This window comes from Parapedobacter koreensis (genome assembly GCF_900109365.1).
Taxonomy (GTDB): Bacteria; Bacteroidota; Bacteroidia; order Sphingobacteriales; family Sphingobacteriaceae; genus Parapedobacter; species Parapedobacter koreensis.
On the sequence record NZ_FNZR01000004.1, the window covers coordinates 261,649 to 275,970 of the forward strand.

Here is a 14,322-nt window from a genome sequence, read left to right on the forward strand (position 1 = left end):
CAGATAACCCAGTCAGTGTAAGAGAAAACGCTATTTTGTTTACCTTTGGCACCGGAAAAATGTTCAACAATCATGAATAAACCGTATCAACTGGAAATATGTGCGAATTCGGTGGCATCTGCCTTAGCGGCGCAGGAGGGGGGGGCAGATCGGGTAGAGTTTTGCCAAAACTTAGAAATGGGGGGAACTACCCCCTCGCTGGGTCAGATTTGGCTTACCCGGGCGGGATTGAAGATCGGGATGCATGTCCTCATTCGTCCGAGGGCGGGGGATTTCCTGTATTCCGATCTGGAGGTACAGGAAATGAAAGCGGATATTATGTTTTGTAAAGAAGCGAGGTGTGATGGGGTGGTGATTGGTTTGTTGGATGCTGATGGGCATGTGGATAAGGAGCGTACTTCAGAACTGGTCGCTTTGGCCAGGCCCATGCACGTGACGTTTCATCGTGCTTTTGACGTATGCCGTGATCCGTTTGAAGCCTTGGAAGTCATTATCGCCTGCGGTTGCGACCGGTTGCTTACCTCGGGAATGGAAAATACCGCCTTCGCGGGAGCAGATTTGATTAAAAAGCTTGTAGCACAGGCAGCAGGAAGAATAGAAATTATGCCCGGTTCGGGTATCAATGAAATGAATATTGCCCAGATTGTTGGATTGACGGATGCAACAGCGTTCCATTCTTCTGCAAAAATAATGCTGCCGAGCGGTATGCATTATACAAACGAAACGGTGGAAGGCATGGGGGGGGATACATGGATATCTTCAAAAGAAAAAATCCGCCAAATGGCGGATATATTGAAAAGCCTATAAAGACGGCTTATTATTTTTTCAGTTCGGCTTCCAGTTTTGCCAATACGTCGTTGTTCTTAACAATTTGGCTATTGGCAGGCATCTTTGAGCGGCTGCCCGTTTCCAAGTTGCGGCCAAGTTTCAAAAATTGCACTTCGTTTTTTGCCACCACTTTATTTTTCCTGTCTTTCCTTTTTAAGCGTGTAACTCCCATTTTCTTTATTTTTTTAACCGTTGTAAAACGAGGTCGGAAGCGGATTCGAACCGCTGTAAAAGGTTTTGCAGACCTCTGCCTAGCCACTCGGCCACCCGACCCTCTTTCTAAAGGACTGCAAAACTAAGATAAATTATTGACAATTGAAAGTGATGCAAGCAGATAAATAATCACAATTGCGCATTATCCAGTTTTCCGTTATAAGTGTATAATAATCCATACACTTCACACGCCGATACCAAGGGCTATTAATTTATTGATAATTAAGTATTTGATGAATTAGTTAACACAATGGCTCATATCTTGTACATTGTTCTATCGTTTAAACGCTATTAAATTGATTAAAAAGGAGAGTATAGACATGAAAAAGTTAGTATTAGCAATAGTAGCAGTAAGCATTTCGGCAGCGGCCTTTGCTCAGGGACAACCCTTGGGCTTTGGTATAAAAGCGGGGGTTAATTTCCCGAAATACAATTGGGCGGGCAATAGCAGCAGCTATGAAACTAAAGCATCGACCAATTTCCATGTGACAGCGTTTCTGGATGCGCCGATAGCAACCAACTGGTTTTATATTCAACCGGGCGTTTCCCTGCAAGGAAAGGGGGCAAAGTTTATCGATACAGACGACCTTGAGGCAACGCAAAACACCATGTGGATCGAAGTGCCGGTAAATTTCGTTGCGAAGTTTCCTGTGCAAACAGCTGGAAGCTTTTTCTTGGGTGCCGGTCCGTATGTAGCTTTTGGTATTTCGGGCAAGAATAAGTACGACTCGAATTGGGGTTCTACAGAGACCGACTTTGAGTTCGATAGGGATGGCACATTGAAGGGCACCGATTTTGGTCTTAACTTTATCGGTGGTTTCCAGTTTGCCAATGGTTTAATGATCCATGGCGGTTATGGCATGGGGCTCACGGATATCCGTGGATCTAACAATGAGTTTTTTCCCGACGAACGCTTGACCAACCGCGTATGGACGGTAGGTTTGGGATTTGCGTTATAGGGCCAATAAGGTATACTTCTACCGTAAAACAAAACGGCTCGCCATGCATGGCGAGCCGTTTTGTTTTTGAAACCTGAAACCATCACACTTTGATTTCCACTTCCACGCCGCTAGGCAGTTCGAGTTTCATCAGGGCGTCTACTGTTTTTGAATTGGAGCTATAAATATCCAATAACCTTTTGTAAGCACAGAGCTGGAATTGCTCACGCGCTTTTTTGTTCACGTGTGGCGAACGCAAAACGGTGTATACTTTCTTCTCGGTAGGCAAGGGGATAGGACCACTTACCACAGCGCCTGTAGGTTTTACAGTTCTAACGATTTTCTCGGCAGACTTGTCCACCAAGTTGTAATCGTATGATTTCAATTTGATTCTGATTCGTTGGCTCATGATATTTAGTTAAAGTTTGGGCCGCCTATTAGAGCTATTTACAACAGGCAAACCGGGATTTATATTAAACGTTTACTTTGCCCTTTGCTTTAGCAATGACTTCTTCCTGAATGTTCCTTGGCGCTTCCGCGTAATGATCAAATTCCATGGTGGAGGTAGCCCTTCCGGAGGTGATGGTACGCAATTGCGTCACATAGCCAAACATTTCGGACAACGGCACAAGTGCTTTAATGACTTGTGATCCTGCACGGGTATCCACGCCTTGCAGTTGGCCACGGCGGCGGTTCAAGTCGCCCATGACGTCACCCATGTTTTCTTCCGGTGTAAGCACTTCGATTTTCATGATGGGTTCCATTAATACGGGCCTACATTTTGGCAACGCCTCGCGGAATGCCGTACGGGCAGCGATTTCAAACGACAGCGAATCGGAGTCCACCGCGTGGAATGAACCGTCTATCAAACGTACTTTCATGCTTGACAACGGATAGCCTGCCAATACACCATTGACCATCGATGCTTCGAAACCTTTCTGTACCGACGGGATATATTCTTTCGGGATAGAACCACCCACAATCTCGTTCACCCACTGAAGCGGTGATTTGGTGAGGTCGTAATCGGCATCCACAGGGGAGATGACCACCTGGATGTCAGCAAATTTACCACGACCACCGGTCTGTTTCTTGTACACTTCACGGTGTTGTGTGGTGCCTGTGATAGATTCTTTATAAGCCACTTGCGGCGCGCCTTGGTTTACTTCCACCTTAAATTCGCGTCTCAGGCGGTCGATCAGGATATCCAAGTGAAGTTCGCCCATACCGGAGATAACAGTCTGGCCGGTTTCTTCATCCGTTTGTACACGGAATGTAGGATCTTCTTCAGCCAATTTACTCAACGCGATACCCAATTTGTCTACGTCCGCTTGTGTTTTCGGTTCGATGGCCAAGCCAATCACGGGTTCTGGGAATACCATGGATTCCAGCACAATAGGGTGCTTTTCATCACAGAGTGTATCCCCGGTTTTGATGTCCTTGAATCCTACTACAGCGCCGATATCGCCTGCACCGATATTTGGAATCGGGTTTTGCTTGTTGGCGTGCATTTGGAAGATACGCGAGATACGTTCTTTGTTGTCTGAACGAGCATTATACACGTATGAGCCAGCTTCTAAGTTGCCCGAATATACCCGGATGAAGCAAAGGCGGCCCACAAAGGGGTCTGTAGCAATTTTAAAGGCCAACGCAGCGAAAGGCTCTTTTACGTCGGGTTTGCGGATAATTTCTTGCTCCGTACGCGGGTCGGTTCCTTTGACGGCTTCCTGATCCAACGGAGAAGGCAATAATTCCATCACCAGATCCAGCATGGTCTGTACGCCCTTGTTTTTGAAGGAAGAACCGCATACCATCGGTACGATGGAATTGTCGAGTACAGCTTTGCGCAATGCGTCCAGTACTTCCCGTTCAGTGATCGTGTCCGGATCGTCGAAGAATTTCTCCATCAATGACTCGTCGTAGCTGGCTACCGATTCCAGTAATTTTTCGCGCCATTGGGCCACGTCGTCTACCATATCGTCAGGAATAGGCACTTCTGTGAAGGTCATTCCCTTGTCGTGTTCGTTCCATACGATGCCACGGTTGTTGATGAGATCCACCACACCTTTGAAATTGTCTTCAGCTCCGATAGGCAATTGCAAAGGCACAGCTTCAGCGCCAAGCATTTCTTTCACTTGCTTTACGACATTCAGGAAGTCAGCTCCCGAGCGATCCATCTTATTGACGAAACCGATACGCGAAACTTTGTAATTGTCGGCCAAGCGCCAGTTCGTTTCCGATTGCGGTTCTACACCGTCTACGGCTGAAAACAAAAACACCAACCCATCCAGCACCCGGAGTGAGCGGTTTACTTCCACGGTAAAGTCCACGTGGCCCGGGGTGTCGATGATATTTACCTGATACTTGTCGCCACGGTAGTTCCAGAATACGGTGGTAGCAGCGGAGGTGATGGTGATACCACGTTCGGCTTCTTGTACCATCCAGTCCATGGTCGAAGCCCCTTCGTGCACTTCGCCGATTTTGTGGTTTACACCAGCGTAGTAGAGGATACGTTCGGTGGTAGTGGTCTTACCGGCATCGATGTGTGCCGCAATACCAATATTTCTTGTGTATTTTAAGTCTCTTGCCATGTTGTTATCTATTGTTCACTTGTTCGCTAAAAAAATCACACCGATTTTACTGGATGTTGATGTTTCCTTCAAATCGGTGTAATTTCATAGGCTATTTTGCCAAAATTTAGAACCTGAAGTGTGAGAACGCCTTGTTCGCTTCTGCCATCCGGTGGGTGTCTTCTTTTTTCTTCACCGCTGCACCTTCACCTTTGGATGCCGAGATAATTTCAGCTGCCAATTTTTCGTACATGGTCTTTTCACCTCGTTTACGGGCAAAGCTGATCAGCCATTTCATACCCAAAGCAATCTTACGCTCCGGGCGTACCTCGGTAGGTACTTGGAAGTTGGCACCGCCCACGCGACGGGATTTAACCTCTACGGCAGGCATGACATTATTCAACGCTTTTTTCCAGGTGTCCAAGCCGTTTTCATTGGTTCGCTTTTCCACCAATTCCATTGATTTGTAGAATATGCTATAGGCAAGGGATTTCTTGCCGTCAATCATCATGTTATTGACAAAGCGGGTTACCTGAACTTCGTTAAACTTCGGATCAGGCAAAATGATTCTTTTCTTTGGTTTTGACTTTCTCATCTTATTGTCCTCCGTTTAATTACCTTTTCTTGCCTTTTGTGGGAGCTGCTGCAACCTGTCCGGGTTTAGGCCGCTTTGTGCCATATTTAGAACGGCGTTGGTTACGCCCTGCAACACCGGAAGTATCCAATGCACCACGGATGATGTGGTAACGTACACCCGGAAGGTCTTTTACCCGACCGCCACGGATCAATACGATGGAGTGTTCTTGCAGGTTGTGACCTTCACCGGGGATGTATGCGTTTACCTCTTTTCCGTTGGTAAGGCGTACACGGGCCACTTTACGCATTGCTGAGTTGGGTTTCTTAGGGGTAGTGGTATACACACGGGTGCATACGCCTCTTCGCTGTGGACAGCTGTCCAACGCTGGGGATTTACTCTTGTCCTCCAGAGCTACTCTACCTTTTCTAACTAATTGTTGAATAGTAGGCATTTACAGTTTTTTAATTTATGCTTTTATCCTAAACTTATTTTAAGGACGGCAAAGGTAGTGAGTTTATTTTTGATTATCAAGGGGTTTCAAAAAAATAATAATGCTCAGGATGAATTCCCGAAGCTTAAATTTCCTCAAGGACAACCTCAATGAGCGAATAATATAGTGTGGTCCGGCCTTCGAAGCCTGAATCCGTCCCTATGATGGCCCATAAGACACCTTGATGATCGGTCGTTGCCGTAAATTCCCCTGAGCGTTCAATCAAGGTATAGACATATTCCTCGGTGCCATTAGCAATGTCACCAATCACGACCATATCATTGCCATCTGTGCAACATTGTTGAATTTTATCGATGTTCATCCGATAAAAATTGTTTTCATCGGGAACAGATAGGGGTTCATCGATCGTAAGCCCAACACCAAGGCCGACTGATTCACCGGGGGCGCCGCCGGCACCTACTCCGCCACTCCGGGCGTCAGAAGCAAGTTGCAATGTAAACCGCCCACGATATGTCGTGTTCGGTCGGAAACCTTGCACACGTTTAGTGAGATACATAAAAAGGTCGTCGCTGCGATTGACTCCGGAAATGCGATAAGCAGACTTGCTTTCGTCCAAAGGTGGCGGCAGTGGTGTGATACCTTCTTCCAATTCATAAATATCCGAATTTTCGCCGCTGTATTCTGAAAATCCGGCCTGCCAACCATCTTTGCCATCTGAGAAGTCGGAATAAATCGTGATGGTTTGGTTTTGATCGTCGTCTTTTTCACAGGATGCCCCAAACAATAACAAAATGGCTGTCGCACTGAAAAGCAACCGTCGCATAATCGTCCTCCTCTTTATCAGTTAACAATCGCTATCTGTTAAGTAAACGGCTAGGATAGGGGATTGTTTGCGAAAGGTATAATTTTGGAGGGATTGGCTGCAGCGCATATGGCTGCTTCTTACTCGTTTTAAGGGCGAAGAACGCTTTGAGGTAGTTAAACTAATCATCACTTAACGGCGAAATCTGTTCGATATATTTAGATTCCAATAGCTATCTTTATGAGCAATTAAATCGATTAGGAGCAATATGGAAGCATATTCATACGTCAATAAATCATTGGAAGAAATAGGCAATTTTTCTACTTACGAGTTGGACTTAATCCACAAGCGTGCTACTTACCGGCGGATAAAAAGGAATGAGGTTTTGCTTACAGAGGGCCAAATTTGTCAATCAATTTACTTCTTAATAACTGGAGCGCTCTATCAATATAGGATGGATGACATCGACGAAAATATCATTGAGTTACATTCGGAAAATGAATGGTTTTTGAATAGTCCAAGTTTTATCTCACAGAAACCTTCCGTCGATACTATCAAAGCGTATGCCGACAGTGAAATCCTTGAACTGACGATTTATTCAATCCATCAATTAATCGGACTTTCGCCCGTATTTTTTCAGTTAGGAAAACTGTTACAACCGGCCAACCCGAGGTCTCAGTTTTTCGATAATATCATGACCCCAGCCGAAAAATACAAGCACATTATGGAGGAAAGACCACTGCTATTGCAAAAGTTCCCCTTGAAATACATTGCCTCCTACCTGAAAACAACCCCCGAAACATTAAGTCGAATAAGATCCCGACGGTAATTTTCATTTCTTGATTTCAATCAAGTCCGTTTAAGTGCCAAAAATGTGATTTTTGTTCGGACATCAATCATTAAACGATGGAATATGCATTCAGAAAAACTACAGGTATTAGTCTCGTCGTGGGTTCCCTGCTTATGGTACTGACCATGATACTGCACCCAAGCGGTGGTTCAATGGAATATATTTTAAAAATCAGGCCGATATTAATTACGTCACATTCCATAGCCATCTTGAGCCTTCCCTTTATCACGTTTGGCTTCTATGGATTATCAATCGCTTTACTGACCGAAGATAAAATCTCGATGCTTTCATTTATCATATCCTGTTTCGGCATAATTGCCGCCATGATAGCAGCCCTCATTAACGGATTAACCTTACCATTGTTCCTTTCCGGCATTTCAACAGATACGGTAGACCAAAAGGTGGTAAATACCGTACGCACTTATGGCAACTACATCAATATTCCGATGGGTTATATCCTTTTAGCAGCATTTACACTTGCTATCGGTATATGGTCAGGTTTGATAATCCGCAGCAGTGTATTTCCGAATTGGATTGGATACTTGGGGCTTGCCGTGGTATTTCCTTGTATATCCGGGCTGTTTTTCCCATATGATTTCTTAGGTTTGTTCGGATTTAGAATCGTTGTATTAGGAATCGTCACTTGGATTATAACGACCGACACGTTTATAATATTCACGGAAATAAAAACCTTCAGGTGGAAGCATAATGGCTAGGTCTCTGTTAAACTGTAAATTTTGAACATTTATCCGATAGTTAACCCATGAGATCTTCCGTATCCGAAGCAGGAAGCTGCCTTACTAATAAATAATTTTACAGCAAATGAATTTTGAAAAGTTAGTGCCAAATATTTTTTATGCTAACATTAATGAGGGACTAAAACTGTTTGTCGACTGTCTAGGTTTTCATATTGGACACGATGAATTGCAATCCAGGCAACCATTTTGTGTATTGGAAAGAGATGGGCTTAGGATAAATCTATTTGAAAATGCTGAACTTGCCAAAGAACACAATCCCGAATTTAGATTAGTGACTAAAGATATTGAAGAAGTTTATAGAAAAGTCTCAGAATCTCATCCTGAATTTCTACATCCAAATCTTAAAGAAATTACATTTCGTCCGTGGGGTGCAAAAGAGTTCGCATTGATGGATAAGCAGTTGGGAATCGTTATTCAACAATGGTAGAATAACGAGTACTTCCTGCACAAGTTTTCATTTGAAGCTGCCGGTTGTCTATGTTTACACTCCTGATCGCGGCCACCTCTTTTGTTGTTTCCCGTCTTTGCTGAAGCAGGGCTTCGCAAAGCCTGTAAAACAACAAAACCCGGCTGTTAGGGAGGGATTGGCTGCGTCTCACGACCCCGCACTCGTGGCCGCAGCCATCCCTTGGTGGGGGATTCAAACCAAAAGAAACTATTCGCTACGCTCATTTATTTTGTTGTTTCCCGTCTTTGCTGAAGCAGGGCTTCGCAAAGCCTGTAAAACAACAAAACCCGGCGAGAGCCGGGTTTCTTTTGAGTGGAGTCGGAGGGATTCGAACCCTCGTCCAGACATGGTACTGTATACGCTTTCTACATGCTTAGCTTCCGTTTCATTGTCGGGAAAGGGAAGGCCGGACGCTTGCCTATACCGTTTTCCTTAGTTGCTGTTTCTCGTCGGTTCGTCACAACGCCAAACCAACCAGTTCCGTGATTCGATGCCCCGGATGCTACGCTACGGAACCAAGCGTGAGCGGGACAAAAGCTAAACTAATTCTAAATTAGGCAGCTAAGGCGTAGTTATTTTCGCCATTTATAAGTCTGAAAGTTGAGATTAAAGCGCCATACTCCCAACGCGCTGCATGCTTACATAACCGTCTCCATCCTGTCAATTCCGGTCGACCCCGATTATGAAATAGCCTACAAAATTACGAAAAATTTTATCCATATCAAAATGTGGCGTTAAAACCACCGCTCATCTAAAACCACACGTTCATCGCAACCGCAATGAAACCGCATTTTTATGCGCCTGTAAACCTTCCAATTCAGCCAACACTTCCACTGTCGGGCCAATGTTTCGTAAGCCTTCGGCCGTGATATGCTGGAATGTGATTTTTTTGACAAATGCATCCACCGATACGCCGGAGTACGAGCGGGCATATCCGCTTGTGGGTAAGGTGTGGTTGGTGCCCGAGGCATAATCCCCGGCGCTCTCCGGAGTAAGGTGCCCCACAAAAACCGACCCGGCGTTGCTGATTTTCCGCAGTAGGGACTGCCACTCGTCCGTCTCGATGATGAGGTGCTCCGGTGCATATCGATTGCTGAATGTAATGGCCTCGTTGAGATTGTCACATAACACAGCATAGGAGTTGGCAAGGGCCTTTGCAGCGACTGCTGCACGAGGCAGCTGGGTCAATTGGTCTTCCAAAGCGGTCTGAACCCCGTCAATCAAGCGTTGGTCAGTACTCACCAATATCGCTTGGCTGTCGGCTCCATGCTCAGCCTGTGCCAGCAAATCGGCTGCAACGTATTCCGGATTGGCCGAGCCATCTGCAATGACGAGCACCTCGGAGGGGCCAGCAGGCATGTCGATACTGACACCAGCAAGGGCCTGCACCAAGCTCTTTGCCTTTGTGACGTATTGGTTGCCAGGGCCAAAAATTTTATCGACCCGGGGTACACTTGGGGTGCCATAAGCCATGGCCGCTACCGCTTGTGCGCCACCGACCAGGTACACCCTGTCGATTTTAAGCAATTGCAGGCAATAGGCGACATAGCCGTTGATCTTGCCATCTGCCTGTGGCGGTGAGCAAACGACGATTTCTTTGCAGCCTGCGATACGGGCAGGTACACCGAGCATCAATAGCGTACTCGGCAATACCGCTGAACCACCGGGAATGTACAGCCCCACTTTTTCGATTGGGCGAGGCTCACGCCAGCATTTTACGCCGGGCATGGTCTCGATGCTCCGTTCTTTGCGCAACTGCGTCTCGTGGAAGCGGTAGATATTAGCAAAGGCAATTTCCAACGCCCGCTGCTGCTCACGGCCGATAGACGACGCCAAGGCAGCGATTTCATCTGCCGTGAGAAACAGGCGTTCCAATTGGACGCGGTCCAATTTTTGGGCATAAGCCCTGAGTGCGGCATCTCCATCGGTCTTTACGTCATTGATGATTTCCATCACCACATGATGAACGGCTTGGGAAGGGTCCGCATTACGTGTGAGGAGCTGCTCGTATTCCCGTTCTTCGAGCAAATAATAGTCGTAAGTCTTTAATATCGACATATTACATGATGATTTTTTCAACGGGCATGACCACAATACCCTGGGCCCCCGCTGCCCTCAGCTTATTGATTTTGTCCCAGAAATCCTGCTCAGCAATGACCGTATGCACGGCCACCCAGTTTTCTTCGGCCAATGGTACAATGGTGGGACTTTTGACGCCCGGAAGCAGACTGATGATTTCGTCGAGGTTGTCACGTTCTACATTGAGGACTACGTATTTGGTTTCGGCAGCACGGAGCACAGATTGGATACGTTGCATAAGCTCGCGTACCACGGGATTGCTGTCAATACCGTTTTTGCTGATAAGGATAGCTTCGGAAGCCATCACATCAGCAAAAGGCTTCAGGCCGTTGCTCCGGAGCGTGCCACCGGTAGAGACAATATCAAAGATGGCATCGCTCAGTTCCAAAGCAGGGGAAATCTCCACCGAACCGGAGATGATGCGTATATCGGCTGATACACCGTTTTCATCAAGGAATTTCTTTAGGATGGTGGGATAGGAGGTGGCAATGGCCTTTCCATCTAAATCGGCCAACGTCCTCGCTTCACTCTGATTGGGTATGGCGATTTTGAGGGTACATTTACCAAATCCAAGCCGTTGGAGATACCGTACATCGGCTTCGGTTTCTGCGATTACATTTTCACCGACAATGCCCAGGTCGGCAATGCCATCCTGTACGTATTCTGGGATATCATCATCCCGCAAAAACAAGATTTCCAGCGGGAAATTGGAAACCGTCGTAATGAGCGAGCTTTTATAGTTTTCAAAGTTTAGTCCGCAGTTTTTCAACAACTGCACTGATTTTTCGTTGAGCCTGCCTGATTTCTGGATGGCTATTTTCAGATTCTTCATCCGTATAGTGATAAATTGCTTTAAGTGGCAATGAAGCTTGCTTGTGAGTAGCGTTCATGCAAGGTTCAATGGGTGTTAAAATTATTAATTATTAGAAAAAACATCGGGGTTACAAATTGCTTCACGTAGAAACATACAAATTATACATCGCCGCAAAGGCGATGATGGAAATGTACGCGATGAACAAAAGCAATCTGTATGTTTTCCATTAATAATCCACAAAGTTGGTCGGCAAATATATAAGGTAAATATGGTCTTTGCAAATTTTTATCCAAAACGTCCAACCTATTAATATGTAGCAACTCATTGATAATTAGTGTCTTTATTGTTTTTAGTTAATTTGTAATGAGATAAATTGTTTTAAATACTCAAAAAATGTACTTTGGCTAAAAAAAAGTGCACTTCTAAAGGTACCGCTTTGTGCAGCGCACGGACGGGTTTTTAGTGGTTATGCAAATAACAAGGCGATTACTTTATGGCGAAGGATTTGATTAAACAACAAGAAACAGACACGTTAAGCACGACCCAAGTATTAGACGATGGGATACACCATGTAAACAATCCGGTATTGGACTTGCCGGAGATTGTCAAAAATTACTTAGGGCCGGTTGCTGGATTCCACCAAGAAAACAATAACTATTATTTTACCGATGGGGGTGCAAGCGTCGAGATTAAAGTGGTGAGTGACGAAATCATCCGGGTCCGGTTGGCCCCCAAGAGCCAATTTTTGGAAGACTTTTCTTACGCCGTGCCACAGTCAGACCAGCATGTAGCGGTATATACTTTTGAGGAAGATCAGGAGGCCTATCGGGTAAAAACCAATACCGTGACGTGCGTTATCCGTAAAGCTGATTTTTTGATAGCTTTCGAAGATCGCGAGGGCAAGGAATACAACAAGGATTATTCGCCGATGCACTGGGAAGAAAATCCCGATTTCGGTGGCTATTATGTGTACTGCACCAAAGTAGCGCAAGCCAATGAGGCATTTTATGGTTTGGGAGACAAACCCACCCACCTGAATGTCCGTGGAAGACGGTTTGCCAATTGGAATTCGGATACGTATTCATTCCAGTTTAACCAGGATCCCTTATACAGGAGCATCCCTTTTTATATTGGGCTACACGAGGGTGATGCATATGGCATCTTTTTCGACAATACGTTCAAAACCTATTTTGACTTTGCTGCGGAGGCTTATGACCAAACGAGCTTTTGGTCCGAAGGCGGGGAACTTCAATATTATTACATCCATGGTCCGCATATGATGGATGTAGTGAAGCGTTATCACAGCATTACCGGTACCCATTATTTGCCTCCTTTGTGGGCATTGGGTTTCCATCAGTGCCGCTGGAGCTACTACCCCGAAAGCAAAGTGAGAGACCTCGCCCGGAATTTTCGCGAACGTCAGATTCCATGTGATGCCATTTACCTGGATATCGACTACATGGATGGCTACCGTTGCTTTACGTGGAACAAGCGCTATTTTCCGGATCCGAAGAAAATGATCAAGGAATTGGCGGATGATGGCTTCCATACCGTGGTCATCATCGATCCGGGCATCAAGGTAGACGAAAATTATTGGGTATTCAAGGAAGGCAAGAAAAACCGCTATTTCTGCCGTAGGGGCGACGACTATTTCATGGAAGGGTATGTATGGCCGGGTCGTTGCCAATTTCCGGATTTCACCAATCAGGAAGTTCGCGAGTGGTGGGGAGGATTGTTCAAAGGCCTGGTAGAAGCCGGGGTGGCTGGTGTGTGGAATGATATGAACGAGCCTGCGGTATTTGGTAGGGGTACTTTCCCCAATGACGTTCGCCATAATTTCGACGGTTATCGTGGATCGCACCGGAAAGCGCACAATGTATATGGTATGCAGATGGTGCGTGCTACCTATGAAGGCTTGAAGAACCTGTTCCAGAAAAAACGTCCATTTACCATTACACGTGCTGCGTATGCGGGTACGCAACGGTATGCTTCCGTTTGGACGGGTGACAATGTAGCCACATGGGATCACCTGCGCCTTGGCGCGCTGCAACTTCAACGGCTCTCGGTATCGGGCATGCCGTTCTGTGGCACGGATATCGGCGGGTTCAGTGGCGAGCCGGATGCCGAGCTGTTTACCCGCTGGATACAATTCGGGGTATTTTCTCCGTTTATGCGGGCGCACTCGGCTGGGGATACCGCAGAGCGCGAGCCCTGGAGCTTCGGGCCGGATTATGAGGCGCTTAACCGGAAATTTATCGAATTGCGGTACCAACTGCTTCCGTACATCTATTCGGTATTTTGGGAGCACACCAAGTACGGTTTTCCTATCTTGCGCCCCATCACCATGGTGGAACAGCGCTTGGATACCAACATCCCGCGCGAAGAAGAATTCTGCTTTGGCGACAAGCTATTGGTATCACCCGTCTTGTACCAAGGACAACAACGGAAAATGGTCTACCTGCCCGCAGGTGGGTGGTATTATTATTGGGATGATAGCTCATTTGAAGGGGGCAAAGAGCATGAAGTAAATACACCGATGGATGAGATGCCCCTTTTCGTCAGGGCAGGGACGGTGCTGCCCGAATACCCGGTAATGCAGCACGTCTATGAAAAGAAAATAGAGTCGCTCAAATTGTTGGTCTACTATACGGCGCAAGAAGCCAATTCGTATATGTACGAGGACCATGGCGATACGTTTGCGTATGAGCAACAGATTTACTTGGAGAAAAAATTCGTGGTAAAGGGAGCCGCGAAAAGCTTAAAAATCACGCAGTATATTGACGGCTTGTATTCCGAGCGATACGATACATATGATCTGCATTTGGTGGCGCTACCATTTAAGGTCAGTCGTGTAATGGTAGATGACAAGCCCGCTATAGCGACACAAGATAACCAAGGCCGGTATGTGGTAAAGGTACCGAAGGATTTCAAAAACATTATCGTTACCTGACGGTAGTTCATTTGGTATCACCACTGATAACTAACAATCCCATTCGC

At 46.1% G+C, this 14,322-nt stretch carries 14 protein-coding genes, 1 tRNA gene and 1 other RNA gene; 6 read left to right on the top strand and 10 right to left on the bottom strand.

The window, feature by feature from the left end; translation table 11 throughout:
* Nucleotides 1–72: 72 nt before the first annotated feature.
* Nucleotides 73–807 (top strand): copper homeostasis protein CutC, encoded by a 735-nt coding sequence (locus BMW65_RS12500; RefSeq protein WP_090605828.1) that lies wholly within the window; start codon nt 73–75, stop codon nt 805–807.
* Nucleotides 808–817: 10 nt separating this feature from the next.
* Here BMW65_RS12500 and BMW65_RS12505 read toward each other — a convergent pair whose 3' ends face one another.
* Together BMW65_RS12505 and BMW65_RS12510 are read right to left on the bottom strand one after the other, a co-directional pair.
* Nucleotides 818–1,000, bottom strand: a complete 183-nt coding sequence (locus BMW65_RS12505; protein ID WP_090605829.1) for a spore protein — start codon at nt 998–1,000, stop codon at nt 818–820.
* A 30-nt stretch (nt 1,001–1,030) separates the two neighbouring features.
* Nucleotides 1,031–1,101: transfer RNA gene (locus tag BMW65_RS12510), tRNA-Cys, on the bottom strand.
* Nucleotides 1,102–1,361: 260 nt separating this feature from the next.
* Here BMW65_RS12510 and BMW65_RS12515 point away from each other — a divergent pair.
* Entirely contained in the window at nt 1,362–2,000 is a 639-nt protein-coding gene (locus BMW65_RS12515) for a porin family protein (RefSeq protein ID WP_090605831.1), read from the top strand.
* Between the two features lie 82 nt (nt 2,001–2,082).
* Here BMW65_RS12515 and rpsJ read toward each other — a convergent pair whose 3' ends face one another.
* The 5 genes from rpsJ to BMW65_RS12540 all read right to left on the bottom strand — a co-directional run bounded on the left by rpsJ (nt 2,083) and on the right by BMW65_RS12540 (nt 6,397).
* Nucleotides 2,083–2,388, bottom strand: a complete 306-nt coding sequence (gene rpsJ / locus BMW65_RS12520) for a 30S ribosomal protein S10 (protein ID WP_079717713.1) — start codon at nt 2,386–2,388, stop codon at nt 2,083–2,085.
* A 64-nt stretch (nt 2,389–2,452) separates the two neighbouring features.
* Nucleotides 2,453–4,567 (bottom strand): elongation factor G, encoded by a 2,115-nt coding sequence (gene fusA, locus BMW65_RS12525; RefSeq protein WP_090605833.1) that lies wholly within the window; start codon nt 4,565–4,567, stop codon nt 2,453–2,455.
* 106 nt (nt 4,568–4,673) lie between these two features.
* Entirely contained in the window at nt 4,674–5,141 is a 468-nt protein-coding gene (gene rpsG / locus BMW65_RS12530) for a 30S ribosomal protein S7 (RefSeq protein WP_090605835.1), read from the bottom strand.
* Between the two features lie 19 nt (nt 5,142–5,160).
* Nucleotides 5,161–5,574, bottom strand: coding sequence for a 30S ribosomal protein S12 (gene rpsL / locus BMW65_RS12535; protein ID WP_090605836.1), 414 nt, complete (start codon nt 5,572–5,574; stop codon nt 5,161–5,163).
* A 124-nt stretch (nt 5,575–5,698) separates the two neighbouring features.
* Nucleotides 5,699–6,397, bottom strand: a complete 699-nt coding sequence (locus BMW65_RS12540; protein ID WP_090605837.1) for a hypothetical protein — start codon at nt 6,395–6,397, stop codon at nt 5,699–5,701.
* Between the two features lie 247 nt (nt 6,398–6,644).
* Here BMW65_RS12540 and BMW65_RS12545 point away from each other — a divergent pair, with 247 nt between their 5' ends.
* The 3 genes from BMW65_RS12545 (at nt 6,645) to BMW65_RS12555 (ending at nt 8,411) form a co-directional block, all read left to right on the top strand.
* Nucleotides 6,645–7,205, top strand: coding sequence for a Crp/Fnr family transcriptional regulator (locus BMW65_RS12545; protein ID WP_090605839.1), 561 nt, complete (start codon nt 6,645–6,647; stop codon nt 7,203–7,205).
* Between the two features lie 77 nt (nt 7,206–7,282).
* Nucleotides 7,283–7,942 (top strand): hypothetical protein, encoded by a 660-nt coding sequence (locus tag BMW65_RS12550; RefSeq protein ID WP_090605841.1) that lies wholly within the window; start codon nt 7,283–7,285, stop codon nt 7,940–7,942.
* A 106-nt stretch (nt 7,943–8,048) separates the two neighbouring features.
* Nucleotides 8,049–8,411 carry a VOC family protein gene (locus BMW65_RS12555; RefSeq protein ID WP_090605842.1) on the top strand — a complete coding sequence of 121 codons (363 nt, stop codon included), beginning with the start codon at nt 8,049–8,051 and terminating at the stop codon, nt 8,409–8,411.
* 331 nt (nt 8,412–8,742) lie between these two features.
* Here the strand turns inward: BMW65_RS12555 and ssrA are convergent.
* From ssrA to hisG, 3 genes are all read right to left on the bottom strand, one after another.
* Nucleotides 8,743–9,110, bottom strand: a transfer-messenger RNA (tmRNA) gene (gene ssrA, locus BMW65_RS12560).
* A gap of 87 nt (nt 9,111–9,197) precedes the next feature.
* Nucleotides 9,198–10,490 carry a histidinol dehydrogenase gene (gene hisD / locus BMW65_RS12565; RefSeq protein ID WP_177181110.1) on the bottom strand — a complete coding sequence of 431 codons (1,293 nt, stop codon included), beginning with the start codon at nt 10,488–10,490 and terminating at the stop codon, nt 9,198–9,200.
* Nucleotide 10,491: 1 nt separating this feature from the next.
* Nucleotides 10,492–11,343, bottom strand: a complete 852-nt coding sequence (hisG, locus tag BMW65_RS12570; RefSeq protein WP_090605844.1) for an ATP phosphoribosyltransferase — start codon at nt 11,341–11,343, stop codon at nt 10,492–10,494.
* 475 nt (nt 11,344–11,818) lie between these two features.
* Here hisG and BMW65_RS12575 point away from each other — a divergent pair, with 475 nt between their 5' ends.
* Nucleotides 11,819–14,275, top strand: coding sequence for a glycoside hydrolase family 31 protein (locus BMW65_RS12575; protein WP_090605846.1), 2,457 nt, complete (start codon nt 11,819–11,821; stop codon nt 14,273–14,275).
* Nucleotides 14,276–14,322: the final 47 nt, after the last annotated feature.

Bases quoted from the DNA above. Each gene is read 5' to 3' on its own strand.
- BMW65_RS12500 (WP_090605828.1), top strand. From the start codon at position 73: ATGAATAAACCGTATCAACTGGAAATATGTGCGAATTCGGTGGCATCT.
- BMW65_RS12505 (WP_090605829.1), bottom strand. From the start codon at position 1,000: ATGGGAGTTACACGCTTAAAAAGGAAAGACAGGAAAAATAAAGTGGTG.
- BMW65_RS12515 (WP_090605831.1), top strand. From the start codon at position 1,362: ATGAAAAAGTTAGTATTAGCAATAGTAGCAGTAAGCATTTCGGCAGCG.
- rpsJ (WP_079717713.1), bottom strand. From the start codon at position 2,388: ATGAGCCAACGAATCAGAATCAAATTGAAATCATACGATTACAACTTG.
- fusA (WP_090605833.1), bottom strand. From the start codon at position 4,567: ATGGCAAGAGACTTAAAATACACAAGAAATATTGGTATTGCGGCACAC.
- rpsG (WP_090605835.1), bottom strand. From the start codon at position 5,141: ATGAGAAAGTCAAAACCAAAGAAAAGAATCATTTTGCCTGATCCGAAG.
- rpsL (WP_090605836.1), bottom strand. From the start codon at position 5,574: ATGCCTACTATTCAACAATTAGTTAGAAAAGGTAGAGTAGCTCTGGAG.
- BMW65_RS12540 (WP_090605837.1), bottom strand. From the start codon at position 6,397: ATGCGACGGTTGCTTTTCAGTGCGACAGCCATTTTGTTATTGTTTGGG.
- BMW65_RS12545 (WP_090605839.1), top strand. From the start codon at position 6,645: ATGGAAGCATATTCATACGTCAATAAATCATTGGAAGAAATAGGCAAT.
- BMW65_RS12550 (WP_090605841.1), top strand. From the start codon at position 7,283: ATGGAATATGCATTCAGAAAAACTACAGGTATTAGTCTCGTCGTGGGT.
- BMW65_RS12555 (WP_090605842.1), top strand. From the start codon at position 8,049: ATGAATTTTGAAAAGTTAGTGCCAAATATTTTTTATGCTAACATTAAT.
- hisD (WP_177181110.1), bottom strand. From the start codon at position 10,490: ATGTCGATATTAAAGACTTACGACTATTATTTGCTCGAAGAACGGGAA.
- hisG (WP_090605844.1), bottom strand. From the start codon at position 11,343: ATGAAGAATCTGAAAATAGCCATCCAGAAATCAGGCAGGCTCAACGAA.
- BMW65_RS12575 (WP_090605846.1), top strand. From the start codon at position 11,819: ATGGCGAAGGATTTGATTAAACAACAAGAAACAGACACGTTAAGCACG.